The organism is Bacillus alkalisoli (assembly GCF_002797415.1).
GTDB lineage: Bacteria > Bacillota > Bacilli > Bacillales > Bacillaceae_I > Bacillus_CD > Bacillus_CD alkalisoli.
In genome coordinates this window covers 1,331,405-1,356,412 of sequence record NZ_KZ454944.1, presented here as the reverse complement: position 1 = coordinate 1,356,412, position 25,008 = coordinate 1,331,405, and the positions used below count along the sequence as shown (strand labels likewise).

At 36.5% G+C, this 25,008-nt stretch carries 25 protein-coding genes; 3 read left to right on the top strand and 22 right to left on the bottom strand.

Translation table 11 applies throughout. The features are described from left to right. Positions 1-64 precede the first annotated feature (64 nt). The 10 genes from prmA to gpr all read right to left on the bottom strand — a co-directional run bounded on the left by prmA (position 65) and on the right by gpr (position 12,290). Positions 65-1,003 carry a 50S ribosomal protein L11 methyltransferase gene (gene prmA, locus CDZ89_RS06490; protein ID WP_096153337.1) on the bottom strand — a complete coding sequence of 313 codons (939 nt, stop codon included), beginning with the start codon at positions 1,001-1,003 and terminating at the stop codon, positions 65-67. A 19-nt stretch (positions 1,004-1,022) separates the two neighbouring features. Next, positions 1,023-2,147, bottom strand: a complete 1,125-nt coding sequence (gene dnaJ / locus CDZ89_RS06485; protein ID WP_096153336.1) for a molecular chaperone DnaJ — start codon at positions 2,145-2,147, stop codon at positions 1,023-1,025. Between the two features lie 380 nt (positions 2,148-2,527). Further along, positions 2,528-4,369, bottom strand: a complete 1,842-nt coding sequence (dnaK, locus tag CDZ89_RS06480; protein ID WP_100333400.1) for a molecular chaperone DnaK — start codon at positions 4,367-4,369, stop codon at positions 2,528-2,530. Positions 4,370-4,427: 58 nt separating this feature from the next. Continuing rightward, a complete protein-coding gene (gene grpE / locus CDZ89_RS06475; RefSeq protein ID WP_100333399.1) occupies positions 4,428-5,006 on the bottom strand; it encodes a nucleotide exchange factor GrpE in 579 nt (192 codons plus the stop codon). A 91-nt stretch (positions 5,007-5,097) separates the two neighbouring features. Further along, the gene (hrcA, locus tag CDZ89_RS06470) at positions 5,098-6,129 is read right to left on the bottom strand and encodes a heat-inducible transcriptional repressor HrcA (RefSeq protein ID WP_096153333.1); all 1,032 of its coding nucleotides are present in this window, start codon (positions 6,127-6,129) and stop codon (positions 5,098-5,100) included. 97 nt (positions 6,130-6,226) lie between these two features. After that, entirely contained in the window at positions 6,227-7,366 is a 1,140-nt protein-coding gene (hemW, locus tag CDZ89_RS06465; RefSeq protein WP_096153332.1) for a radical SAM family heme chaperone HemW, read from the bottom strand. Positions 7,367-7,426: 60 nt separating this feature from the next. Further along, the gene (lepA, locus tag CDZ89_RS06460; RefSeq protein ID WP_100333398.1) at positions 7,427-9,262 is read right to left on the bottom strand and encodes a translation elongation factor 4; all 1,836 of its coding nucleotides are present in this window, start codon (positions 9,260-9,262) and stop codon (positions 7,427-7,429) included. A gap of 140 nt (positions 9,263-9,402) precedes the next feature. Beyond that, the gene (locus tag CDZ89_RS06455; protein ID WP_227521449.1) at positions 9,403-9,780 is read right to left on the bottom strand and encodes a DUF3679 domain-containing protein; all 378 of its coding nucleotides are present in this window, start codon (positions 9,778-9,780) and stop codon (positions 9,403-9,405) included. 26 nt (positions 9,781-9,806) lie between these two features. Then, entirely contained in the window at positions 9,807-11,006 is a 1,200-nt protein-coding gene (gene spoIIP, locus CDZ89_RS06450) for a stage II sporulation protein P (RefSeq protein WP_100333397.1), read from the bottom strand. A 162-nt stretch (positions 11,007-11,168) separates the two neighbouring features. Beyond that, complete coding sequence (gene gpr / locus CDZ89_RS06445) at positions 11,169-12,290, bottom strand: GPR endopeptidase (protein ID WP_096153329.1); 1,122 nt, start codon at positions 12,288-12,290, stop codon at positions 11,169-11,171. A gap of 255 nt (positions 12,291-12,545) precedes the next feature. On the opposite strand from gpr, the gene rpsT reads away from it, so the two are divergent. Then, entirely contained in the window at positions 12,546-12,812 is a 267-nt protein-coding gene (gene rpsT, locus CDZ89_RS06440) for a 30S ribosomal protein S20 (RefSeq protein WP_096153328.1), read from the top strand. Between the two features lie 457 nt (positions 12,813-13,269). Here the strand turns inward: rpsT and holA are convergent, their stop codons facing one another. Then, positions 13,270-14,295, bottom strand: coding sequence for a DNA polymerase III subunit delta (holA, locus tag CDZ89_RS06435; RefSeq protein ID WP_100333396.1), 1,026 nt, complete (start codon positions 14,293-14,295; stop codon positions 13,270-13,272). A 414-nt stretch (positions 14,296-14,709) separates the two neighbouring features. Here holA and CDZ89_RS06430 point away from each other — a divergent pair, with 414 nt between their 5' ends. Beyond that, entirely contained in the window at positions 14,710-14,844 is a 135-nt protein-coding gene (locus tag CDZ89_RS06430) for a YqzM family protein (RefSeq protein WP_096153325.1), read from the top strand. Between the two features lie 132 nt (positions 14,845-14,976). Here the strand turns inward: CDZ89_RS06430 and CDZ89_RS06425 are convergent, their stop codons facing one another. From CDZ89_RS06425 to CDZ89_RS06415, 3 genes are all read right to left on the bottom strand, one after another. Next, positions 14,977-17,283, bottom strand: coding sequence for a DNA internalization-related competence protein ComEC/Rec2 (locus CDZ89_RS06425; protein WP_100333395.1), 2,307 nt, complete (start codon positions 17,281-17,283; stop codon positions 14,977-14,979). Positions 17,284-17,289: 6 nt separating this feature from the next. After that, complete coding sequence (locus CDZ89_RS06420; protein ID WP_096153323.1) at positions 17,290-17,859, bottom strand: ComE operon protein 2; 570 nt, start codon at positions 17,857-17,859, stop codon at positions 17,290-17,292. A gap of 63 nt (positions 17,860-17,922) precedes the next feature. Next, positions 17,923-18,576 (bottom strand): helix-hairpin-helix domain-containing protein, encoded by a 654-nt coding sequence (locus CDZ89_RS06415; RefSeq protein ID WP_176483689.1) that lies wholly within the window; start codon positions 18,574-18,576, stop codon positions 17,923-17,925. An 84-nt stretch (positions 18,577-18,660) separates the two neighbouring features. Between CDZ89_RS06415 and comER the strand changes: the two genes are divergently transcribed. Continuing rightward, entirely contained in the window at positions 18,661-19,482 is an 822-nt protein-coding gene (comER, locus tag CDZ89_RS06410) for a late competence protein ComER (RefSeq protein WP_096153321.1), read from the top strand. A gap of 270 nt (positions 19,483-19,752) precedes the next feature. Here comER and CDZ89_RS06405 read toward each other — a convergent pair whose 3' ends face one another. The 8 genes from CDZ89_RS06405 to CDZ89_RS06370 all read right to left on the bottom strand — a co-directional run bounded on the left by CDZ89_RS06405 (position 19,753) and on the right by CDZ89_RS06370 (position 24,927). Further along, positions 19,753-20,508, bottom strand: a complete 756-nt coding sequence (locus CDZ89_RS06405) for a class I SAM-dependent DNA methyltransferase (protein WP_100333394.1) — start codon at positions 20,506-20,508, stop codon at positions 19,753-19,755. Between the two features lie 2 nt (positions 20,509-20,510). Further along, the gene (gene rsfS, locus CDZ89_RS06400; protein ID WP_096153319.1) at positions 20,511-20,858 is read right to left on the bottom strand and encodes a ribosome silencing factor; all 348 of its coding nucleotides are present in this window, start codon (positions 20,856-20,858) and stop codon (positions 20,511-20,513) included. After that, a complete protein-coding gene (gene yqeK, locus CDZ89_RS06395) occupies positions 20,855-21,433 on the bottom strand; it encodes a bis(5'-nucleosyl)-tetraphosphatase (symmetrical) YqeK (RefSeq protein WP_100333393.1) in 579 nt (192 codons plus the stop codon). The genes rsfS and yqeK overlap by 4 nt, the downstream gene beginning before the upstream one ends. Continuing rightward, positions 21,426-21,995: a nicotinate-nucleotide adenylyltransferase gene (locus CDZ89_RS06390; RefSeq protein ID WP_100333392.1), complete on the bottom strand. Its 570-nt coding sequence runs from the start codon at positions 21,993-21,995 to the stop codon at positions 21,426-21,428. Before CDZ89_RS06390 ends, yqeK begins: the two co-directional genes overlap by 8 nt. A 168-nt stretch (positions 21,996-22,163) precedes the next feature. Beyond that, the gene (yhbY, locus tag CDZ89_RS06385) at positions 22,164-22,463 is read right to left on the bottom strand and encodes a ribosome assembly RNA-binding protein YhbY (protein ID WP_100333391.1); all 300 of its coding nucleotides are present in this window, start codon (positions 22,461-22,463) and stop codon (positions 22,164-22,166) included. Then, positions 22,457-23,293, bottom strand: a complete 837-nt coding sequence (gene aroE / locus CDZ89_RS06380) for a shikimate dehydrogenase (protein ID WP_100333390.1) — start codon at positions 23,291-23,293, stop codon at positions 22,457-22,459. Before aroE ends, yhbY begins: the two co-directional genes overlap by 7 nt. Positions 23,294-23,306: 13 nt before the next feature. Then, on the bottom strand, positions 23,307-24,410 hold the full coding sequence (gene yqeH, locus CDZ89_RS06375; protein WP_100333389.1) for a ribosome biogenesis GTPase YqeH: 1,104 nt from the start codon (positions 24,408-24,410) through the stop codon (positions 23,307-23,309). A gap of 1 nt (position 24,411) precedes the next feature. Continuing rightward, a complete protein-coding gene (locus CDZ89_RS06370) occupies positions 24,412-24,927 on the bottom strand; it encodes a YqeG family HAD IIIA-type phosphatase (RefSeq protein ID WP_096153313.1) in 516 nt (171 codons plus the stop codon). Between the last annotated feature and the right edge of the window lie 81 nt (positions 24,928-25,008).

Genomic DNA, 25,008 nt, shown 5'->3' with positions numbered 1-25,008 from the left:
TTGCACGGAAATCAACAGCTAGAAGTTATTAAATATCAACACTTAACTTTAACATTGCCTATATTTATTTCTTTCTAGCAATAAAAGCAACCCAGTCTTCCATCATCATTGTTTCTTCGATGACAAAGCCTGCTTTTAATAGACTATCTTTTACTTCTTGTTTTTTCGTCGCAATGATACCGGAAGAGATAAATGTTCCTCCTGGTTCTAATACTTCGAATACTTTATCTGTGAAGCGTAAAATAACTTCTGCTAAAATATTGGCAACAACAACGTTAACAGGTCCTTCAACATTGTTTAGTAAGTTATTTTGTTTAACTGTAACAACTGAATGAACTTTGTTTAGCTTTATGTTAAGTTTGGCCGCTTCTACCGCTATTTCATCCAGATCTAGTGCTTGTACATCCTGAGCACCTAACATAGCTGCCGCAATACTTAAAACACCAGATCCAGTACCAACATCAATTACTTTATCTTGATCTTGCACGGTTCTTTCTAATGCTTGAATACATAATACTGTTGTAGGGTGAGTACCAGTACCAAACGCCATCCCTGGGTCAAGTTCAATAATTTTCTCATCAGAGCTTACAGGCTCGTAAGTTTCCCATGTAGGAACGATAGTGAATTTTTCAGAGATTTTTACCGGGTTATAATACTTTTTCCAAGCAGTTGCCCACTCCTCTTCATTAACTTCGCTAATAGAAATTTCATTTAAACCAAGATCAATATCAAATACAAGTAAATTATTGATTGCTTCTTTAATGCCGTCGACTGTTTCTCCAAGAAAACTGTTGACTGGTAAGTAAGCTTTAATGATGACACCTTCATTTGGATAGTCTTTTGGATCAAGTTGATAGATTTCTCCAAACATATCTTCACGCTCTTTTGTTAAGTCCAATAAGTCCTCAATAACGACTCCACTTGCACCTGCCTCGTGTAATATGTTGGAAATAGGTTCTACCGCTTCATTTGTTGTATGGATGCTAATTTCAGACCATTTCATCTACCAACTCAATCCTTTCTTATTCACCTTTAAAGGCACGTTTTACTTTCGCAAAAAATCCAGCGTCTTGTTCATCCGGCGTTTGACCACTAATATCAGCAAATTCTCTTAATAATTGCTTTTGCTTTTCAGTTAATTTCGTAGGAGTAATCACTCTAATTTTAATATGTTGGTCACCATGTCCATAACCTCTTACGTTTGCAACACCTTTTCCTTTTAGACGGAAGTTCGTACCAGTTTGTGTACCAGCTGGAACTTTTAGCTTTACTTTTCCTGAAAGTGTTGGTACTTCAACTTCGTCACCTAGAGCTGCTTGTGCAAAGGTAATCGGCATTTCGCAATAAATATCATCGCCATCACGCTCGAAAAATTCATGTGAGCGTACGTGGAAAACAATATATAGATCTCCCGGAGGTCCACCGTTAATACCTGCTTCCCCTTTACCGGAGATGCGTAGTTGTTGACCATCATCAATACCTGCAGGGATTTTCACGTTAATTGTATTACGTTTTTTAATTCTGCCTGCACCATGACATGACGAACATTTTTGCGGTATAGATTTACCTGTCCCTTGACATTTACTACAAGTTCTTTTATTAACAATTCGTCCAAATGGCGTGTTTTGTTCAATACTTTCTTGCCCCGTTCCACGACAATGTGAACATGTTTCTACCTTCGTACCAGGTTTGGCTCCTGTACCGCTACATGTATCACATGACTCTTCTCTTGGAATCTCAATGTCTGTTTCTTTTCCGAAAGCTGCTTCTTCAAAAGAAAGCGTCATTGTATATTGTAAATCTGCTCCTTGGCGAGGTGCGTTCGGATCGCGACGTCTACCACCACCGCCACCGAAAAATGTTTCGAAAATATCTTCAAAGCCACCGAAGCCACCTGCTCCACCACCAAAACCACCGAATCCTTGATTAGGGTCAGTATGACCGAATTGGTCGTAGTGCGAACGCTTTTGATCGTCGCTCAATACTTCGTATGCTTCTTTAATTTCTTTAAATTTGTCTGCAGCATCTGGCGCTGAATTAATATCTGGATGATATTGTTTGGATAGCTTTCTATACGATTTTTTTATCTCGTCTTTTGAAGCGCCTTTACTAACGCCGAGTACTTCATAGTAATCACGTTTACTCATTCATACCCACTCCCGTTTTATTCACATAAAGGTAATTGTATCATCTACTAAATAGACTTTGCAATAAAAGTATTAGATTCCACAATGATAGTTTATGCTTTTATATTTTGTACGTTTTATCATTCTTTATATTAGATTCTATTTATCACCGCTGTTGATCTCCGCGCAAGTCTCCGCTTTCCGCGGGCGGGCCGGGAGCCTCCTCAGCGCATTCGCGCCTGCGGGGTCTCCCGCTCCCCGCTTTTCCCGCAGGAGTCTACGACTTGCGCTCCAATCAACTGCTGAATAGTATAATAAATCTACTATATGTTTTTACAGAGCAAAGAGCATTACATTAAAAAGAAAGCCAAAGGTAACTTTGACTTTCTTTAATTCTTGATTTACTTCTTGTCTTCGTTTACTTCTTCGTATTCAGCGTCTACAACGTTGTCGTCTTGGTTAGTTGAACCTTGTTGTGCTCCTTCAGCACCTTGAGCTGCTTGCTGAGCTTGTGCAGCTTGCTCGTAAAGTTTCATTGTAAGCTGTTGAACAATTTCTTGAAGAGCATCTTTCTTTGTACGAATTTCTTCAAGCTCATTCTTTTCGATAGCAGCTTTTAACTCATCTTTCGCAGCTTCTGCTTTTTTCACTTCTGCTTCTTCCACTTTACCTTCTAGATCCTTTAACGTTTTTTCTGTTTGGAATACTAGTTGGTCAGCTTCGTTACGAAGTTCAACTTCTTCTTTACGCTTTTTATCTGCTTCTGCATTTTCTTCAGCTTCACGAACCATACGTTGGATATCTTCTTCCGTTAATGCACTTGCAGTATTAATTGTAATTGCTTGTTCTTTATTTGTGCCTAAGTCTTTTGCACGTACGTTAACGATACCATTTTTGTCGATATCAAATGTAACTTCAATTTGAGGTACTCCGCGTGGTGCTGGTGGAATATCTGCTAATTGGAAACGACCTAGTGTTTTGTTATCTGCAGCCATTGGACGCTCACCTTGAAGAACGTGAATGTCTACAGCCGTTTGATTGTCTGCAGCAGTTGAGAATACTTGAGACTTACTTGTAGGGATTGTCGTGTTTCTGTCAATAAGTTTTGTAGAAACTCCACCCATTGTCTCAATACCTAATGATAAAGATGTAACGTCAAGTAATACAACGTCTTTTACATCACCAGTTAAAACTCCACCTTGAATTGCTGCACCTTGTGCAACCACTTCATCAGGGTTTACACCTTTGTGTGGTTCTTTACCAGTTTCACGTTTAATTGCTTCTTGTACTGCTGGAATACGAGTAGATCCACCAACAAGTATAACTTTATCAAGTTCAGAAGCAGAAATACCTGCATCTTTTAATGATTGACGAACAGGCCCCATTGTACGTTCTACTAATGAAGAGGAGATTTCATCAAATTTAGCACGAGTTAATGTTAACTCTAAGTGTAATGGACCAGCTTCACCAGCAGTGATGAATGGTAAAGAAATTTGCGTGCTAGTTACACCAGATAAATCTTTTTTCGCCTTTTCAGCAGCGTCTTTTAAACGTTGAAGTGCCATTTTATCTTTAGAAAGATCAATGCCATTTTCTTTTTTGAATTCAGTTACTAAATAATCAATAATAACTTGGTCAAAGTCGTCTCCACCTAGACGGTTGTCACCAGCAGTTGAGCGAACTTCGAATACTCCGTCTCCTAACTCAAGGATAGATACGTCAAACGTACCGCCACCTAAGTCATAAACAAGAATTGTTTGGTCTTCTTCCATTTTATCTAAACCGTATGCTAATGCAGCTGCCGTAGGCTCGTTAATAATACGCTCTACTTCTAAACCAGCAATTTTACCAGCATCTTTTGTCGCTTGACGCTCTGCATCATTGAAGTAAGCTGGCACTGTAATAACAGCTTTTGTTACTTTTTCTCCTAGATAGTCTTCTGCATAGCTTTTTAAGTGTTGTAAAATAATAGCTGAAACTTCTTGTGGAGAATATTGCTTGTCTTCCATTTCCACTTTATAGTCAGTACCCATGTGACGTTTAATAGATGCAATTGTGTTTGGGTTTGTAATAGATTGACGCTTAGCTACTTCCCCTACTTGGCGCTCTCCATTTTTAAACGATACAACGGAAGGTGTTGTACGGTTTCCTTCTGGATTTGGAATTACTTTTGCTTCGCCGCCTTCAAGTACAGCAACACAAGAGTTTGTTGTGCCTAAGTCAATACCGATAATTTTACTCATTTGGTCTTCCTCCTAAAATCTGCATGTTAATTTATATGTAGGTCGTTAATCTGAACCTTTATTGGCTTACTTTTACCATGGAAGGTCGGATTACTCGATCTTTAAGTTTGTATCCTTTTTGGAACTCTTCCACGACAGTGTTCGGTTCTACTCCTTCTTCCTCCACTTGCATTATAGCTTGATGTAAGTGTGGATCGAATGATTGACCTACCGCTTCAATTACTTCAACACCTTCGTTTTTCAAGGCATCCATTAACTGGCGATATACCATATCCATTCCTTGTAGAAACGTTTTAATTTGTTCATCTTCCGAATCAACTTTAAGAGCACGTTCAAAGTTGTCCAATGCTGGTAAAATGTCTGTTACAAGGTTTTGCGCACGATATTTTTGTGTCGCTTCTTGATCTAATCTTACTCTTCTACGGAAGTTATCAAAGTCTGCATGTAGACGTAAGTATTTGTTTTCAGACTCGTTTAACTTTGAATGAAGTTCTTCTAGTGCAGAAGTACTTTCTTCTTCATTAGAAACTGGAGCTTCTTCCTTTACTTCTTCAGTGAATTCTTCAGTGATGATTTCTTCTTGTACTTCTTGTTCGTTTGTTTCTTCCACTGTTACGTTGTCTTTATTTGTAGTCAATCGTTTCACCTCCCTTAAAAGATCAGGCGCAGCGCTAATTGTTCAATAGCGCCATTGCCTGTTTAAATTCCCTTTAACAATATCTCCAACGCTAATCTTTTTGATACAAGTTTGTCATGGCATTGGAGAGGTCATGGCTTACTAGTTGTAGTAAGCTTACTACTCTTGAGTATTCCATTCGTGTAGGGCCTAAAATGGCGATTGTTCCTAATTGTTTTGGCCCTAACGAGTAGCTTGCCGTTATTAGACTGCAATTTTCCATACCGGAAATGTTGTTTTCACTACCAATATTAATTTGTATTCCTTCTTCTTTCGACCTTAAGTGATGGTATAAATCTTTCCCTTGATCGATTAAAAGTAAAAGGGAGCGGATTTTATTAATATCATTAAATTCTGGTTGTGCTAACATGTTTGTTTTACCGCCAAAGAAAATCTTATCTTGTTCATCCATTGTAAGAGTCGTGCTTAATGACTGCATCACATTTTCATAGTTGCTAATATGCGAGCGTAGTAAGATAGCTACTTCTTTGTATAGCTTATTAATTAGGTCACTTAACGGCACCCCTACTAAGCGTTCATTCAAAATGTTAACCATTTTTTCTAAATCAGACGGGTCCATCGATGTAGGAAACGTAATCGTACGATTCTCTACATGTCCAGTGTCTGTCACGATGATGGCGACTGCTTTATCTTGACTTATCGGAATGATTTGTAGACGTTTGAGTCGATTTTGTTGGAAAGCTGGTCCAAGCACAATCGATGTATACTTTGTTAATTCCGATAAAATTTGCGCAGACTTTTGTACAACTTTTTCAAGTTCAAAAATTTGTTCTCGAAAAAGCGACTTAATTTCTGTTATATCTTGCTTAGAAAGATGTTCAGGTGACAAAAGGTGATCCACATAGTACCGATATCCTTTTTCAGATGGAACTCTTCCAGAGGAAGTGTGTGGTTTCTCGATGAAACCAAGTTCTTCTAAATCAGACATCTCGTTACGGATTGTCGCTGAACTAAAGGAAATACCTTCTTTTTTAGACAATGTTCTCGAACCAATTGGTTGCGCAGAGCGGATAAAGTCGTCAATGATTACTTGCAAGATTAACAACTGACGTTCTGTAAGCATTCAACATCACCTCTGTTAGCACTCACTTAACTCGAGTGCTAATTCTATAAATAAATTACCAAATTGAAATAGCAATGTCAACGAAAAGGAACGGAAATTATACGAAAAGGAAAGATTGAAATACTTCGTTCCCTAAAAACTTACCTTCTCTTGTTAAGTAAATATTATCGCTATTTCGCTCTAAGTACCTTTTGTTTAAGTTCTCTTTTATTGGATTTTCAAAAATAGTAAAAATCGAATCGTTATATTTTTTTTCAAAAAGTGAGATAGATACACCATCCGATTTTCTTAATCCTAAAAACAATTCTTCTTCCATTTGTTCTAGTTTTGTTACTTTTTGTTCATTATTGTAAGGGAAGTTTGTTTCGTTTATTTGATCCATGTATTTTTTTAATGGACCAAAATTTGAACGTCTTACACCATCAACATAACTATGAGCCCCTGCACCAAAGCCGTAATATTCATTGTTATTCCAATACGTTAAGTTATGTTTACTTTCAAAGCCTGGCTTTGCAAAATTACTAATTTCGTATTGAACAATGTTATGTTTTTCCATTTCATTAAGGAGCACATCATACATCATAGCTTCATCGTCTTGTGTAGGAAGAGGTAGTTTCCCTTTGTTCATTAGGTTATAGAATACTGTTTTCGGTTCAATTATTAACGAGTATGCGGAATAGTGATTCATCTCTAGTGACAAAGCTTCTTTTAGCGTTTCTTTAAAGTCTTCTACTGTCTGGTTAGGGAGGCTATAAATGAGATCAATACTAATATTCGTAAATCCTGCTTGTTTCGCCAATTCTAATGTGCGGTAAACATCTTGTTTACGGTGAGATCGACCGATGAACTTAAGCAAGTCATCGTTAAAACTTTGCACTCCAAAGCTAAGACGATTAACTCCGAATTGTTTTAATAGTTGTAGTTTTTCTAAAGACAGTTCGCCTGGATTTGCTTCAAATGTGTATTCTACGTTATTTTTGCTGAATGGCAGTTGTTTTTCAATAGAAGTTAGAAACACTTCTAATTGTGAGACAGATAACGCTGTCGGTGTTCCGCCACCAACAAAAATGGTATCAAGCTCTTTTGCAGGGAACTTTTGCATCGTATTTGCCATTTCTCTTTCCATATAGGTTAAGTATTCGTCTACTGGCTGATTTTTCAAGAAAACTTTATTGAAGTCACAGTAATGACAAATATGGTGACAAAACGGAATATGTAAGTATGCTGATTTAGGCATTCTTTTCACACTTTCATTGGTTGATATAGAAAAAACCGCAGAAATTCTGCGGTATGTTTTCTATTTTTTACTGTTGGTATCGTCCATTTTCAGTACTGCCATGAATGCTTCTTGCGGTACTTCTACAGATCCTACAGATTTCATACGCTTTTTTCCTTCTTTTTGTTTATCAAGAAGTTTACGTTTACGAGAAATATCTCCACCGTAACATTTTGCAAGTACGTTTTTACGCATTGCTTTAATGGTTGAACGCGCAACAACTTTTTGCCCGATAGTCGCTTGAATCGGCACTTCGAATTGTTGTCTCGGAATAAGTTCTTTTAGTTTTTCAACGATAATCTTCCCACGTTCATATGCAGAATCTCTATGCACGATAAAGCTCAATGCATCCACTTGTTCAGTATTCAATAAAATATCCATCTTCACTAAGTGAGAAGGCTTGTATCCAATTAACTCATAGTCAAAAGAAGCATATCCTTTTGTGCTCGATTTAAGCTGATCAAAGAAATCATATACAATTTCTGCGAGTGGTATATGATAGACCACACTTACACGAATATCGTCTAGGTACGTCATGTCTATGAAGTTTCCACGCTTGTCTTGGCAAAGCTCCATTACTGCACCAACATAATCGTTTGGTACCATGATCGTTGCTTTCACGTATGGCTCTTCTACTCTATCAATAGATTGAGGGTTTGGCATGTTAGACGGGTTGTCTACTCTAAGCTCTGAACCATCTGTTAAAAATACGTTATATATTACGGAAGGTGCCGTAGTAATTAAGTCGATATTGAATTCACGCTCAATACGCTCTTGGATGATTTCCATGTGAAGTAGTCCTAAGAAACCACAGCGGAATCCAAATCCTAATGCTTGCGATGTTTCAGGCTCGTATTGTAGAGCAGAATCATTTAATTCCAATTTTTCTAAGGCATCACGTAAGTCATTGAATTTCGCAGAATCGATTGGGTATAGTCCACAGAATACCATCGGGTTTAATTTACGGTAACCTGGTAACGGCTCTGTTGCTCCATTTTTTGCGTTTGTGATTGTATCACCTACACGTGTATCTCCAACATTTTTAATGGACGCTGTTAAAAACCCTACGTCCCCAACCGTTAACTCGTCAAGCATAAGTGACTTAGGAGTGAATACTCCTACTTCATTCACTTCGAATTCTTTACCAGTTGCCATCATTCTAATTTTATCGCCAACTTTAACTGTACCGTCCACGACACGAATGTATGCAACAACTCCACGGTATGGATCGAATAAAGAGTCGAATATTAACGCTTTTAATGGTGCTTCAGGGTCACCCTCTGGTGCAGGAATTTTTACTACAACTTGCTCCAGAATCTCTTCAATACCAATTCCAGCTTTTGCACTTGCAAGAACAGCATCGGATGCATCTAAGCCAATTACATCTTCAATTTCCTGACGAACTCGCTCGGGTTCTGCACTTGGTAAGTCGATTTTATTGATTACAGGCATGATTTCTAGATCATTATCTAAAGCAAGATAAACGTTCGCCAACGTTTGTGCTTCGATACCCTGTGCTGCGTCGACTACGAGAATTGCACCTTCACAAGCTGCTAGGCTTCGAGATACTTCGTATGTAAAGTCTACATGCCCTGGGGTATCAATAAGGTGGAAGGTATATTCTTCTCCATTTTTTGCTTTATATTTTAATTGGACTGCGTTCAGTTTAATTGTAATTCCACGCTCACGCTCTAAATCCATTGAGTCTAACAACTGATTTTTCATTTCACGTTGTGCTAACGCAGATGTTTTTTCTAAAATACGGTCAGCTAACGTTGATTTCCCATGGTCAATATGGGCAATAATCGAAAAGTTACGGATATTGGACTGACGCTTTAATCTTTTTTCATTATTCATTACTTTCACTCCTACAATTTTCGGCAAAGTACACTATTTCTCATTATAGCAATTAGGGTGTGAAGATTCAATGAAATTTATAAGTAAGCAAAGTAAACTAGCCTCTTTAACCATTTTCCTAATTTAAAAAGAGTAGCTTTTCAGCTACCCTCTTCCTTACTATTTATATTCGTGATTTTTTCTTCTACCTTATCAGTTGTATCTTTTATTGCTTTATCAACCATATCCGACACACTGCCAGCTAATTTTTTTCCCATAGAAGAAAAGGCATTAAATGTTTTAATTTCTTCTAATTTTTTTTGTTTTTCTCTTATATCTTGGCTTGTTACATTAGTTCCGTGCAATGTACTTTTGAATCCTTCTTCACTTGCTACATGAAAAGCTGATCCAGAAAACGCCGGGTCGTCATATCCTTTCATTTTCTGCATTCCGACATTTGCTTGTTGCATGCCGAAAAGCACTCCAAGAAATAGAACAAATGCAATGAATGTACATTTCAACATAAACCTTTTCATCATACTTTTAGCACCTCTTTTCATAATAGTTACTGACCACTTCCTTGTGGTTTACTGTCTACTTTTTCTGCTTGCCAGTAGAATTCGCTAAATACATCGGCAAATGCTTCTACTGTGCGATACATTTCTTCAAAAGTGTTGTCGACACCACCAATTTCAATAAGGATAGATTGTTCGGATAGATCTTGGTTGTACACTCCGTTATTACCTGCTCCACCTTGACGGCGTGCCCCTCTGCTTATTCCTGGGTATTTTTCTTTTAAGAGAGCATCTAATTGTTCTACAATTTTTAAGTTCTTTTCCCAGCCGTTATGGTTTGTACCAATAACGAACATTATCTTTGCATAGTCTTCCCCGTTTATATTCGTCGTTGTTGAGTCTCTTCTAGTTCCATCACGATGAATATCTATAAAATAGTTTAAATCACGATTAGATTGAATTGCCGCTTCCTTAACTTTTCTAGATGCTCTGTAAGACTGTGGATATAGCCATCTGTTTTCTTTTAACATTGCCATAATATCTGTTGTTTCAAAGTGAGAGCCCACACCTCTTAATTCCAATTCATCCTTTAACCTCTCACCTAAACGCATTACATTTACTTTTGAATGTTGAGCATCGTCAGGATTTTCCACCCCGTCTAGGTACGGCAAAAATGATTCATAGTTATGAGAGTTATATATATAAACTACTTTTTTATCTCCAGTTGAAAGTGGAGGAGGTGTTGATTCATTATCTTCTTTATCCGATTCTATATCGTCAAGATTTACTATTGCTGCTTCCCTTTCCCCCATTAACACTTCATATGGTGGAGGTGATTCAATCGAAATGTCTGTATAGTTAGTTCCGTCTCCAGCAATTAAAATTTCACTATCGAACTGGCGGAATCCAGGTATTTCATTTCGAATTAAGCTTCTTGGATCGTCTAAATTCAAGCTAGTTGTCAACTCAAACAGGGCTGCACCATAGTTTGGCTTTTTAATTTCCGCTGACATACCTTGTGTAAAATAAGCATTTTCATATCCAAAAATAAATAAAAGTGACTCACCAGAAAAACGCTTTGAAAACTCGTTTACTGCTGAGAATGTAATTCTATATTCTGGCTTTAGTGAAGTTAACAAACCTGATACCGCAAATATGAAGATGAATGCTGCGATTATTGCTACGATTGTTTTTTTTATGCTTGTCCCATTGAATGATACGATGACGTTCGACGTGCGGTAGCCTTTCATGGCAGTTGTTCTCACCCTTTCTACATCTGTTGCTACTATATGTATGCAACAAGAAAAAGGATTAGAACAACTTGTCCAATCTAGTGGTTAGTGATTAGCAGTTAGCCATTAGTGGTTCACAAATGCCTGAGAAGCTTGCTACTAACCACTAGTCACTTTAAACTAATGTGTATACGCTCCAACGTTATCTTGGTCCACTTCACCATGAAGTGCTGCGTTTAAGCCGCTAGCGATAACATTGGCCATGTCTTCAATAAAGTCATCTACTTCTTTTGGCGTTACCATTAGATTATGGCCCAATGGAGAAAGAACTTCGTGAATAAGCTTTCGTTTTTCTTCTTCTTCTAAATTTCCTATAACACCTAAAAAGTTTTGACGATGCTCTTCTGAAGGTAAGTCCTCATCTGTTAGAACTCTTTTTTCACCGAATGTCAATCCTGCTGGAGCTAGTGCGCGAGAAGGACGATTGCCTTCTTTCATTTCTCTACCGAAATGCTTTAATATAAAATCAATCGTGTCACTTGCCATCGAAACAGCATCGACAACAGTTGGAATACCAATAGCTATAACTGGAATTCCTAATGTTTCTTTACTAATTTCTTTTCGTTTATTACCTACACCTGAACCAGGGTGAATTCCCGTGTCAGAAATTTGAATAGTAGAGTTAACACGCTCAATGGAACGTGCTGCCAGTGCATCAATAGCTATGACAAAATCTGGTTTTGACTTTTCTACGACACCGAAAATAATGTCGCTCGTTTCAATTCCCGTTAACCCCATTACTCCTGGAACAATTGAACTAACAGATCTAAAGCCATCCTGTACAGCTTCTGGCTGTAAAGAAAACAAATGTCTTGTAATTAGTAAATTTTCACAAACAACTGGCCCTAATGCATCTGGTGTCACATTCCAGTTACCTAATCCAACAACTAGGCAACTTGCATCTTTTTGGATATTTAGCTGTTCCATGAATTTATTAAACTCATAAGCAAAAACTTCTTCTACTTTTTGTTGCAGTTCTGTATCTTGTTGGCGAATACCTTGCACTTCTAGCGTCAGGTAGTTTCCTGGTTTTTTCCCAGTCATTTCCGCACCTTTTTCGGTTATGTTAACGTTTGTGATCTTAACTCCTTTACTTTCTCTTTCCTTAACAACGATTCCCTCTAATGATGTTGCAGGTTGCTGAGCTGTTTTATTATGTTTTTCTAAAGCCATTTGTCCAGCTTCAACAGCTAAGTCTGTTCGAATAGCATATTTACTTAAATCAATGGAAGGTTCATTCATGAATGTTCCCATCCCCTCTATGTAAATTTTAATGTTATCGTTTCCTAAATTTGCCTTATTCATGCATTTGTTTTTCTTTTGAAGTCACACTTTAAGAGTTGGACTAAGTAAATTTATTTTTATCTTTCAAGAAAATTACCTTGACTTGCTATTGCATATTCTTGTCCATTTTGATAAAATATCACTTGTTCTCATAAGTAAATAAATCGAGTTAACATAATCTCGATCGTTATAGAACGTATGGAGGTGAAATACATGCCAAACATTAAATCTGCTATCAAACGTGTAAAAACTACAGAGAAGCGTCGTGCTCAAAACGCAACAGTTAAGTCTGCAATGCGTACAGCGGTGAAGAAAGTAGAAGCATTCGTTGCTAACAACGATGTGGAAGGTGCAAAAACTGCATACTTAGAAGCTGCAAAACGTTTAGACAAGGCTGCTCAATCTGGATTAATCCACAAAAATGCAGCTAACCGTCAAAAATCTCGCTTAGCGAAGAAACTTAACGTAGCTACAGCATAATGAAGAACGATCCGCTTAGGGTCGTTTTTTATTTTTCAGATGACACCGATGACGATTCTCGCACTTTGGTTTTGGTCATAAAACCTAAAATAACCATTTCTTAATCTTTTCCTTATAAAATGATTTTGATTTCTTTTATATGGACATTTCCTTCTCTTTCTCCTTTGAAGATGGTCTTAATTTCACTTTATGGACATTTCCTTCTCTTTCTCCTTTGAAGTTGGTCTTAATCTCATTTTTATGGACATTTTCCACTCTTTCTCCTTTGAAGGTGGTCTTAATTTCTCTTTTATGGACAATTTCTAATCTTTCACATCCAAAATTGGTCTTAACCTCTCTAATTACTAACTACTTTGCCCTTTTCCAACAGCTAAACTGGTCTTGATAATGTAAGCGGGAGAAATAGCATTACAAAAAAGTGGTATGACTCTAAATTAATAAAAGTCATACCACTTTTTTATTTTACGTTAGCTATTTTTAATAATAACAATTCTACCGCTAGGACTTTGTCTATTTTACCGCTTTTCATGGAGTAGTCGGCTTCTGCTAGTCCGTCCATAAGGGACATGAGCTCTTTGTCTTTGAAATATCTCGCTTGGCCAGCGGCTAATTTTACACGATAAGGGTGTACTTTTAATGTTCCGGCCATTTTTTGCTGACTGTATCCTTGTTCGCTTAAGTTTTTCACTTGGTAAATTAAGCGGAATTGGGCTGTCATTAACGCTAAAATTTTAATTGGCTCTTCATTATTTCTTAATAGTTCATAAAAAACTTCCAGTGCTTGATCGATTTTTCGGTGGACAATTTTTTCGATTAACTCAAAAATATTGTGTTCCATTGTTTTGGCAGCCAATTTCTGTACTATTTCTAGCGTAATTTCTCCGCCACCAGGTCCGATGTACATGGCCATTTTATCGATCTCTTGCGCAAGAACAGCTAAGTGCACACCTGCAATCTTCAATAACTCTTCCCCAGCGTTTGGAGATAGTGTAACACTATATTGTTTGGCACGATGAGACATCCATTGTAATAAGTCTTTTTCTTCTAATGTTTGCGCTTCAAAAATTTCAGACTGATTTTTTAATGTTTTAACAATTTTTTTACGTTCATCTAATTTAGCATATGGAGCCAGAATTACAAAAATCGTGTAGGGAGCCGGTTGTTGTATATACGCTAAAAATCTATCTGTGTTGTGCTCCACTTTGCTTTTCGACTTTTCTCCAGTAAGAAAAAAAGGATTAGTTACGATGACAACTCGTCGTTCCCCTATAAAAGGCAACGTTTCTGCATCTTCAATTGCCACTTCTATTGGAGTTTCTTCTAAATCGTATGTTGATAGGTTGAAATCATGCTCGTGTTCTTCAATGACATGCTCAACAATAGCGGTTTTCATTTCTTTTAATAAGAAATTTTCTGTACCTAATAATAAGTATGTTTGGGCAAAATTTTGTGATTTTAACTTTTTGATTGCATTTAATAACATATTTTTACTCCCACTTGTTTTCCTTAATAGTGAGCGTTTCATAAACTACTCGTTTTTCACTAAACGAAACGTATACAAAATTCACTCACTAATCTAATCGTAACTAGAAACCGTGAAGAAAACAAGAAAAGATATTTACTCAGGTAGTAAATATCTTTCACTATTATGTATTTCAGAGGGGGTTACATCTCAATCGATTAGAAACGCAACCCCCATTTTATATAAACGTTAACCAATAAGCCCCAGGATACTTACTCGTTAACGATTAAACCATCGGCCTGATGTAATATTAGGTTATCCGAATCTTTCTGAACTATTTGTGACAACTCTTGCTAAAGGTGGAAATCTAAAAATTGTCATGTAGATTTTTTTTGCATTTTCGCTTATACTATTGAGTGAAAAGGAGGGATACTTATGAACGAATTTGAAAAAAGCGTCCAAAGTAAACGTAACGATGCAGTAGACTCTGCTGTCGGCTTTGTCGTATCCTTCGGGTTTTTCGCAACGATTTTTGTTATGGCTACGGTTATTCATTTCTTAGGATCATAATACCGGGATACATAGCCGGTCTAACAATTCCATATACCCGTTGTGAAACAAAATAGGGTACTAACCTTACAAGTTTCTACTTGCTAGGTAAAAGAGACTGCCTTCACGCAGTCTCTTTTTTCATAATGTATACTATGGTAACGTTGGCGAAAAGGTTCCATACTTATTAGAAAATCTATAGACAATCGCCCCATTTTCATCCGTTCGATAAATTTGGACTCCCCTACTTTCTAATCTACGTATCACTTCGGGATGCGGATGACCAAAGCGATTGTTAGTGCCTACTGGAATCAAAGCGAAAGAAGGATTTAACTTTGCCAAGAATGCTTCGGTCGTCGAAGTATTACTACCGTGGTGGCCTACTTTTAACACATCAGCAGTAATATTTGGATATAAGGACAGCAAATCCATCTCTCCTTGTTGTTCTAAATCTCCTGTAAACAACCAAGTTAAACCACCCAGACGCGTCAAAAGTACAATGGATTGGTCGTTTTTGTCCTCATGCTTTTTAGATGGATATAAAATTAGAAATTCGAAATTAGCATTTCTCCAACGATCTCCTTCCCTTACAAAATTCACTTCTATCCCCTTGTTCCTTACAAGCTCTAAAATATTTTTTTCAAATTCATCTTGCCCGAACTCTGGAGGGACTAAAATATTCTTCACGTCTATATTTTTCAATAACATCTCTACATTTCCTACGTGGTCATAATGGCCGTGTGTGAGAATTAATTTATCAAGTTTTCTTATGCCATTCCCCTTTAAAACTTGTACTAAAACACCTTCTCCATTATTAAATTCTTTTCTTCTTTTTCTCCACTCTTCTCTAGGAATAGAAGGTATTCCCCCTGTATCGATTAAATAATTTCCTTTACCGAAAGGAAGTTGAATAAAAATAGCATCTCCCTGACCAATATCGATCATCGTTACTTGTCCATATTTATTGAATAGTGGCGAATTCCAGTGATAAAAAAGCAACAACAAAATGAATACAATAGAAAAATGAATTAACTTCTTCCGTTGCAATTCAACGGCAATGCAAAAAAAGATAAATGTGATGTAATAAAATAGCATTATTAAAATAGAGGGCTTTCCGAATAGAAAATGTCCAATCGGAATTTCCGCAAACTGAATGGCAATGTAATTAAAAAACGCGAGTGGATATTGAAGTACTGTCTCTAATATAGGATAAAGAACAGGAAAAAATTTTAACGAAATATAAAGCATTAACGCACAAGGTAAAACAAACAAAGAAAAGAAAGGTACATACACAACATTTAAGAAAATACTCCAAATAGATATTTCATAAAAGTGGTAGATGATAATTGGAAAGGATGCCAATTGCGCAATAATAGATACGAAAAAAAGTTGAAGCACATACGAGTTAGTTCGCTGAATTATTTTATGAGATAAGATTAAGAATGCACTTACTGCAAACGACAGTTGAAAACCTACGTGGAATAAATAATATGGGTTAAGAAACAACAAAATAGTACATGCCATTCCAATTACATCTATCCCTGCTATCTTTTTGTTTTGAATTAACAATAAGATAACGATAAAAGACATAATGGATGCTCTCCATACAGAAGGTGCTCCCCCGGCCAGGTGTATGTATATTGGTAAAAACATTAGTAATACTTTGTACATTGACTCTTTCGTTAATCCAACTCTTATTCCCAAAAAGAACAAAGTTGTACATAGCACACCGACATGCAATCCAGATATCGCTAAAAGGTGAATTAAACCTAGCTTTTGATAGGCGTTAATAACCTCCTCATCGATATACCTTCTCTCTCCAAATACTAGTGCTATTAAAAAACTCTGAACAGTTGGATGGGTGTTATCCAAAATCAGCCGGATTCCCTCTTGGCGATGCTTTTGCAAGTCCATAAAGATATTCGTTTTGTAATCTTTTATACAGTTTATAGGGGCATTGTTTAACGTAATTATCCAATGTATTTTTCTTTCATAGAGATGTTTTTTGTAGTCAAACATGTGTGGATTAGTCGGTAGAGGTGGGGGGTTAAATTCACCTTGAAAGTGACAAAAAGCACCAGGATACAAAACACTTTCTGCATTTACTTTATCCCTTTCATTTTTCAAAAAGTAATTTACAATTAATTTTTCTTTCTCCATCGTTATCACTTCAAACGAGATTTTATCCCCATCTATATCTACTAGTGAAACGATATGACCATAAAAATCTGTCACCTTGTCATGGTAGACTGTTTTATTATTTTTATCGGTATGACTAAAGTATAAAGCTGAGAAACAAGTGAAGATAAGGATCCATAACAGTAACGAGCGAAAACGAGAATAGATAAATAATATAAAAATTACTGTTAGTAGTAGCAGCCCAATATGGAAAGAAAAAGCAGCTAGCGCTATTCCAATACACATTGCGACTGCTAACCAAAAACAAGTGCCTTTTTGCAAGAAAAGCTACACCTTTACAGAAAATAAAGAATTCGCTCGTTCGAACATTGACTTTATTTCGTCTTCATCTGCTCCAGCTCTCTCTAACTTTTCTAATATATCTGTAATAAATTTTAACTTCTCATTATCTTCATCCGGTACAAAACTTTCTTTTCCTTTAACTTGTTCTACCTTCACACCAGCTTGTTCAAAAAGTTGAATCGCATATGGATGGTTTTTATAATCCATAGCATAATAAACTACTTTTATTCCAGCCTGAATAATAGCTTTACAACATTGTAAACAAGGGAAATGGGTAACATAAATTTCTGCATCTGTAGTTGGAACACCAAATTTTGCACATTGCAGCAACGCATTCATTTCTGCATGAATCGTTCTTATACAGTGATTGTCAATGACGTAACAGCCTTCATCTATACAATGAACACCACCAGCAATGGAACCGTTGTATCCACCAGCGATAATTCTTTTATCACGTACAATTGTCGCACCAACAGCTAACCTTTCACACGTACTTCTTAATGCTAACAAATGACTTTGAGCCATAAAATATTCATCCCAAGATATTCTAGACATCTTCTTCCCCCTTTTACATACTGTTTTTCATACGACTAGTTTACTTACTTTGTACATGTTGAGTCAATTGCCAACCGTAATTTCATCTCGAATGTTTTCTAAAGATTTCTGACCTATTCCTGATACATTTGTTAGTTCTTCCAATGATTTAAAATAACCATTGTCTTCTCTGTAGGCAACAATAGCCTTCGCCTTAGCTTGTCCAATTCCAGCTAGGCTTTGTAGCTCTTCTACCGTTGCTGTATTTATATTAATTTTACCATCTTTATTACCACTTTCTTCAGAAACTCCGCTATTTATAAGCAAAGAACTAGCGTCCACCTCTTCACCAACGAGAGGGATAAAGACAACCATTTGATCTTGTAATTTTGCCGCAAAATTAATTTTTCTATGATCTGCTCCTTCAACCAATCCTCCAGCTTTTTCAATCGCATCCATAATTCGTTCGCCTTCTAATAAGTGATACACTCCCTCATATTTAACTGCACCTTTCACATCGACAAATATCGTCGCTTCGGGTTTTTCATTTGTAAGGGCTATTTCCTGTCCACCTTGATTATCTTCTTGTTCCTCTAGGTTCTGCTCCATAAGTAAACTTAAATTACTTTCACTTGCTAATGTTGGGTGATCTTTTGTCCATTGCATATAGCCTATTATCGCAATGGCTATGACACTAATAACAATGGCATATTTTTGTTCTAACAAGCGTTCTTTCATAGAGATTCTTCCTTTCCTATTCATAATTTTTGGTTTAGATTCATATAGTGTACGAGAGAAATCTTTGCTAAAGGAGGGAAACAGATGAAGATCGGAATTATCGGTACTGGGAACATGGGGAACGTTCTAATTGATGCATTTATCGAGTCGAAAGCAGTACCTCCTGAAAATATAACCATTACTAATAGAAATTTAAATAAAGCAATATTATTAAAAAACAAATACAATGAAATTAGTGTAAAACTTAGTGCCAAAGAAGTAATTAATGAGTCGGATTTAATCTTTTTATGCGTTAAACCACTAGACATTCACCCCCTATTACGCCAAGTATCTAGTGAATTAAGTAGCTCTAAGTGTTTAATATCCATCACCAGTCCAGTTTCCGTAGAACGACTATCGAGTATTGTTAACTGCCAAGTAGCTAGAATAATTCCTAGCATTACGAATAGAGCGTTATCTGGAGTTACACTTATAACATTTGGCGAATCTTTATCTGCTCATTATAGAGAGTATTTATGGAGTTTATGTTCAAAAATATCTACGCCTGTAGAAATAGAGGACAATGTTACACGAGTAGCCTCGGATATTGTGAGTTGTGGACCTGCGTTTTTTAGTTATCTTTTACAAAGGTTTATTGATGCCGCTGTGGCAGAGACAGAGATCACTAAAGAACAAGCAACTGTGCTAGCTAGTCAAATGATGATTGGAATGGGTGAGTTGTTAGAAAAGAATATTTTCACTTTGCCAACATTACAAGAGAAAGTTTGTGTAAAAGGCGGTGTTACTGGAGAAGGTATTAAAGTATTAGAATCTGAGTTAGGTAGCATGTTTCACTACCTTTTCAAAAAAACTCATGATAAATATAACGAAGATATCCGCGAAGTGTCAGAACAGTTCGACGATTAGATTTATACTTTTATTTTACACAGAAAACAAAATTCGTCAAATATTTTTTTTCAAAAAGATGTGTGGAAGAATAATGGTGATTTTGATACCTTTTAGCTGTTGATTGTAGTGCAAGACGGAGACTCCTGCGGGAGAAGCGGGTAACGGGAGACCCCACAGGCGAAGCCGAGGAGGCTCCCGGCCCGCCCGCGGAAAGCGAAGACTTGCACTTACAATCAACAGTGGTACTTAACAGAACCTTCAAAAAAGGGTGACCTAATTCAATTAGGTTCACCCTTTTTTCTTTGCCACAAAGAAGATTCGTTCACATTCCTCAAAGTATGGATTAAACGGTTCATCTCCGTATATCGCCTCTATCTGAAAACCTGCTTCTTCTAGCCATTTTTCATATATATCTTTACTAAAAGTTCGTTGATAATGCGTTTCATCAAAGCGTTCATAAAGATTTGATTCTTCGTTTGTTTGTACAAAAAATGAGAGATCATGCTCCACGCTATTAGGATGTTCTCCAGGGTAACAATTCCAAATATACGAAACATGGTCATCCATTAAAGTAAAAGTTGCATTCATGAAAACTCTACTCATTTTAAAAATAGAATGAACATCGAATAAAAATAATCCACCATTTTTTAATGTCTCATGAACAGCCTGAAAGGTTTGAATCACTTCTTCTTCTGTATGTAAATAATTTAACGAATCACAAAAAATCCCCACACAATCTTGCGGTTCAAAACCTGTAAGCTCGGTCATATTTTGCTCGTAAAAAGGGATAGACACATTGTTAATCATAGACTTTTCGTAAGCGACTGCGAGCATGCTTTCAGAAAGATCCACACCCTTTACATCCCATCCCTCTTTTGCGAAACGTATAGACAACTCACCTGTACCACAAGCCACATCCAAGATGGAGAATTCCACCCCAATGTTCCTTTGCTCTTTTAACTCTTTAACAAAGGTAATCCACAAGTCATAGGGAATATCTTGCATTAGTTCATCATAAATATTGGCAAATTTACCGTATGCCATCTTTACATCAACTCTTTATAAATATCGACACGCTCTGCATCTCCCCATAAACGCTCTAAGTTATAGTAAGAACGCTCATCACGATGGAACACGTGTGCAATAACATCTCCAAGGTCCACTAATATCCATCTAGCTTCATCGTAACCTTCCATACGACGAACAGTAACTCCTTGCTCTTCTGCTTTCTCTTTCATTTCTTTTGCAATTGCTTGTACTTGCTTATCAGAATTACCGTGGCAAATGAAGAAATAATCTGCTACTAAAGAAATCCCATTCATATCTAGTGCTACTAAATCTTCTGCTCTTTTATCATCTGCAGCTTTTGCTGTAATTTTTAATAGTTCGTTCAATTTCTATTTCCTCCTTTAATCTCTGTAATCATATAGTTATAAGAATGAAGTGTATCTGGATACACAAGTTGATTTCTCTCTAATAAAAATGTGATAGTGTTCCGTAGCGATTGAGCTACAGCCCTATTAAGATCTATCTCTGCCATATTTCTAACTTCTTCTACTCCAGGAAAATCTCTGCCTGGTTCAATATAGTCGGCTAAAAATACAATTTTTTCTAACTTACTCATATTTATTTTACCCGAAGTATGCCACTTAATCGCATCAAGTATTTCTTTATCGCTTATGCCTACTTCTTCTTCTACCAAATAAGCACCAACCGGAGCGTGCCAAAGCTCGTCGTTATGCTCTAACAAATCGTGTGGCATGTTTTGTTCGATAATAATTCGTTTCATTTCTTCTTTCGGACGGAATTTCGCATAATCATGAAAAATTGCAGCAGTTTCTGCTTTCTTTTCATCCGCTCCATACTTTTGAGCAAGTTTCACAGCTGTTTCCATTACGCCAATTGTATGTAAATATCTCTTTTCAGTTAACACTTCTTTCACAACACTTAATGCTTTTTCTTTATTCATATAGATTGTTCTCCTCTATATAACGCTGTACCTTTGCTGGAACTAAATACTGGAATGACAAACCACTTCTTAGTCTCTCTCTTATTAAAGTCGATGAAATATCAATTTGCGGTATATCAACTTCAATAACTGGGTAAAGTGTTTGCAACTGATATCCTGCACGCTTCACTCCTACAAATTGAACCATTTCCATCAACTCATCGATTCGATGCCATTTCGGTAAATACTCCACCATATCTGCACCAATAATAAAAAAGAAATCCTCAGTAGGGTGTAATTCTTTTAAGGTTACTATCGTATCATAGGTAAAAGAAGGGCCGCTTCGTTCTAATTCAATGGAGTTCATGGTGAAATGATTATTATCCTCAATCGCAAGGTTAATCATATCCACTCTCGAACTAGTGGCCGTAATTGATTTATCTAACTTATGTGGAGGAATACGATTCGGTAAAAACCAGATTTCATCTAGGGACAAACGTTGCAACACTTCATTTGCAATGATTAAATGACCGATGTGTGGCGGATCAAACGTACCACCTAAAATGCCGATTTTTTTTCGCATCCTTCGTATTCCCCCTTAAAATTAGATTTATTCATTCATAAATACAATTCGTTTAATGGAAAAACAATTTTTTTGTAACCATAACACAGAATATGTCCTTAATATTTTAATAATCATCTACCATCAACGTGTTAAAACTCGTTTTTCGTTTTAGTAGTGATACCTTTATTAACGGACAGTTGGCAATTGTATACGTTTGTTTTCTCTTGATTCTTTGTAAAGTACAATTGTATTTCCAATAACTTGAACAAGTTCTGCCTTAGTACCAGTTGCTAATTCTTCTGCAACTGTATGACGATCTTCGTCACAGTTTTGCAAAATACTAATCTTCATTAGCTCTCTAGCTTCTAATGCATCTGCAATTTGTTTTATCATATTTTCATTTACGCCGCCTTTACCAACTTGAAAAATCGGATCAAGATGATGAGCTTGTGCGCGTAAAAAACGTTTTTGTTTACCTTTTAACATGTTTTTCCTCCTAAATGTTCCATAACAATCTGTTCCATCCTGGTATTACAAGGCTTTATATTTGTCCAAATTTCAAAAGCTATCGCTGCCTGGTTTACAAACATCGGAACACCATTTTGTGTTATGGCTCCTTGCTTTTTTGCTTCTTTTAAAAATTTTGTTTCTAACGGATTATAAATTATATCACTAACCACACAATTTTTCTTTAAAAAAGATAGTGATATTGGCATTTCATCTTCATTAGGATACATACCAACTGACGTTGTATTTATGATAATATCATATTTGCTAAGTGTTTCTTCCAACTGTAATATGGAGCTTGCGTTCGCTAAGGTTTCTAGATGAAGGGATTTTATTAGTTCCAACGCTTTACTTTCTGTACGATTAGCTACCGTTATCTCTTCAACATTTTCTTTAGACAAAGAATATAGAATTGCTCTAGCTGCTCCACCTGCACCAATAATCGCTACATTTTTTTCGTGAAAAGAGGTAATTTCTTTTAGTCCTTTCACGAAACCAGCACCATCTGTATTATAACCAACTAACTTTCCACTTTCATTTACAACGGTGTTTACTGCCCCGATTTGTTGTGCATCTTGATCGACACCATCTAAAAACTGCATAATCTTTACTTTATGCGGTATCGTAACATTAAAACCACAACCCCCTAGGGCTCTCCATCCTTTTACAGATGTCTGTAAGGCATCTTTCGCCACATGGAACGGGAGATACACACCGTCTATATTATGTTGCTCAAATGCATCGTTATGAATCTGTGGTGACATCGATTGTGCTATCGGATCCCCTATTACACCGAATAGCTTTTTCATGAGCCAACCTCCATTAGATTAATGATTTTCTAACCATAACTCCTACACCCTTTGGAGCATGGGCAACTATTTTAGCACCAGGATCGTTTACCGTTATCCAACCAAGACCCGAAATAACAATATCGGTTTTTGCTTCTTTAATCATAAATTCATGCGCCACCAGTTTAGGAAATCCTTCTAATTCATCTTCTCTAGGAGGGTGTAACATTTCACCAACATGGTCCGCGTATAATTGCTCTGCATTTTCTAACTTCGTACGGTGAATATATATATCGTTAGACACATAAGCGGTTAACGCTCTTCTTCCACCTGATACATAATCTACTCTAGCTAAACCACCGAAAAACAACGTTTGTCCTTCGTTTAACTGGAATACTTTCGGTTTAATTTCTTTCTTAGGAGAAATAATTTTAAGATCTTTTTTATTTACAAAATGAGCCATTTGATGATGATTAATGATTCCAGGTGTATCAAATAAAGAAGCACCGTTGTCAAGTGGAATATCAATCATATCTAGCGTCGTTCCTGGAAATTGAGATGTAGTAATAACGTCTGATTCTCCAGTAAACTCTTTAATAATACGGTTTATAAATGTCGATTTACCGACATTTGTACATCCTACAACGTAAACGTTTTGACCGTCACGATAGTGTTCTATTGCTTCCGCTACTTCCTTTACACCATAGCCTTTATCTGCACTAATTAAAAATACATCTTCTGGTTTTAGTCCAAGTTGTTTTGCTTCTTGTTTCATCCAGTTGATTACTTTTGTATGCTTCACAGACTTAGGTAATAAATCTACTTTATTACCTACTAATATAACTTTGTTGTTTCCGACGAAACGATGTAAACCAGGCAACCAGCTGCCGTTAAAATCGAAAATGTCTACAACTTTTACAACGAGACCATCTGTTGAACCAATTGAGTTCAATATTTTTAGAAAGTCATCATCTGTTAAGGAAACATCTTGAATTTCATTGTAATGTTTTAAACGGAAACATCTTTGACAAATAATCATTTCTTTTTCTAATGAAGAAGGTGGTGCATACCCTAATCCTTCTTTATCTTCTGTTTGAATTGTTACTCCACAACCTACACAATCTATTCTTTCTTGCATCTTAATCCTCCCAAGTTATCATACCTTTTCGCTTCATATACGAAAGAATACGACGCTCCATTCTACGGTTAAATTTTGTAAAGAAACCATCTGTTTGTGCTACTGGCACAACCAAAATAGTATGTAGCCCTAAGCGATTCCCTCCAAGAACATCTGTAAGTAATTGATCACCTATAACCACTACTTCATTTGGTTGGACGTTCATTTCTTTGATCGCTTTTCTAAATGCTCTCCTTAATGGCTTTCTTGCTTCATGAATAAACGGAATGCCAAGCGGATCAGAAAATGCTTGTACACGTTTCTTATTATTATTAGAAACAATCGTGACAAAAATCCCTGCATCTTGCATTGATTTAAACCATTGGATTAAATTAGGCGTTGCTTCAGGGCGGTCCCATTCGACTAACGTATTATCTAAATCGGTAATAATAGCTTTAATTCCTTTATCTACTAACGTTTCTGGTTTTATCTCAAAAACACTTTTTGCATGTTCTGCAGGTAAAAATAACTTTAACAATATAGTTTCCCCCAATTTTGAAAAAATAACCGATGCATTTTCATACTTTTACATCTTACCTAAAAATGTTCTCACTTCCAA

Excerpts from the sequence above, each read along its gene's own strand:
- holA (WP_100333396.1), bottom strand. The coding sequence starts at position 14,295 with ATGTTATTAAATGCAATCAAAAAGTTAAAATCACAAAATTTTGCCCAA.
- CDZ89_RS06390 (WP_100333392.1), bottom strand. The coding sequence starts at position 21,995 with ATGCGAAAAAAAATCGGCATTTTAGGTGGTACGTTTGATCCGCCACAC.
- dnaK (WP_100333400.1), bottom strand. The coding sequence starts at position 4,369 with ATGAGTAAAATTATCGGTATTGACTTAGGCACAACAAACTCTTGTGTT.
- aroE (WP_100333390.1), bottom strand. The coding sequence starts at position 23,293 with ATGAAAAAGCTATTCGGTGTAATAGGGGATCCGATAGCACAATCGATG.
- yqeH (WP_100333389.1), bottom strand. The coding sequence starts at position 24,410 with ATGCAAGAAAGAATAGATTGTGTAGGTTGTGGAGTAACAATTCAAACA.
- CDZ89_RS06415 (WP_176483689.1), bottom strand. The coding sequence starts at position 18,576 with ATGAAAGAACGCTTGTTAGAACAAAAATATGCCATTGTTATTAGTGTC.
- yqeK (WP_100333393.1), bottom strand. The coding sequence starts at position 21,433 with ATGAATAAAGAAAAAGCATTAAGTGTTGTGAAAGAAGTGTTAACTGAA.
- CDZ89_RS06405 (WP_100333394.1), bottom strand. The coding sequence starts at position 20,508 with ATGGCATACGGTAAATTTGCCAATATTTATGATGAACTAATGCAAGAT.
- yhbY (WP_100333391.1), bottom strand. The coding sequence starts at position 22,463 with ATGTTAAAAGGTAAACAAAAACGTTTTTTACGCGCACAAGCTCATCAT.
- spoIIP (WP_100333397.1), bottom strand. The coding sequence starts at position 11,006 with ATGAAAGGCTACCGCACGTCGAACGTCATCGTATCATTCAATGGGACA.
- gpr (WP_096153329.1), bottom strand. The coding sequence starts at position 12,290 with ATGAATGAACCTTCCATTGATTTAAGTAAATATGCTATTCGAACAGAC.
- CDZ89_RS06420 (WP_096153323.1), bottom strand. The coding sequence starts at position 17,859 with ATGTCTAGAATATCTTGGGATGAATATTTTATGGCTCAAAGTCATTTG.
- rpsT (WP_096153328.1), top strand. The coding sequence starts at position 12,546 with ATGCCAAACATTAAATCTGCTATCAAACGTGTAAAAACTACAGAGAAG.
- CDZ89_RS06455 (WP_227521449.1), bottom strand. The coding sequence starts at position 9,780 with ATGATGAAAAGGTTTATGTTGAAATGTACATTCATTGCATTTGTTCTA.
- dnaJ (WP_096153336.1), bottom strand. The coding sequence starts at position 2,147 with ATGAGTAAACGTGATTACTATGAAGTACTCGGCGTTAGTAAAGGCGCT.
- hemW (WP_096153332.1), bottom strand. The coding sequence starts at position 7,366 with ATGCCTAAATCAGCATACTTACATATTCCGTTTTGTCACCATATTTGT.
- lepA (WP_100333398.1), bottom strand. The coding sequence starts at position 9,262 with ATGAATAATGAAAAAAGATTAAAGCGTCAGTCCAATATCCGTAACTTT.
- hrcA (WP_096153333.1), bottom strand. The coding sequence starts at position 6,129 with ATGCTTACAGAACGTCAGTTGTTAATCTTGCAAGTAATCATTGACGAC.
- comER (WP_096153321.1), top strand. The coding sequence starts at position 18,661 with ATGAAGATCGGAATTATCGGTACTGGGAACATGGGGAACGTTCTAATT.
- CDZ89_RS06430 (WP_096153325.1), top strand. The coding sequence starts at position 14,710 with ATGAACGAATTTGAAAAAAGCGTCCAAAGTAAACGTAACGATGCAGTA.
- prmA (WP_096153337.1), bottom strand. The coding sequence starts at position 1,003 with ATGAAATGGTCTGAAATTAGCATCCATACAACAAATGAAGCGGTAGAA.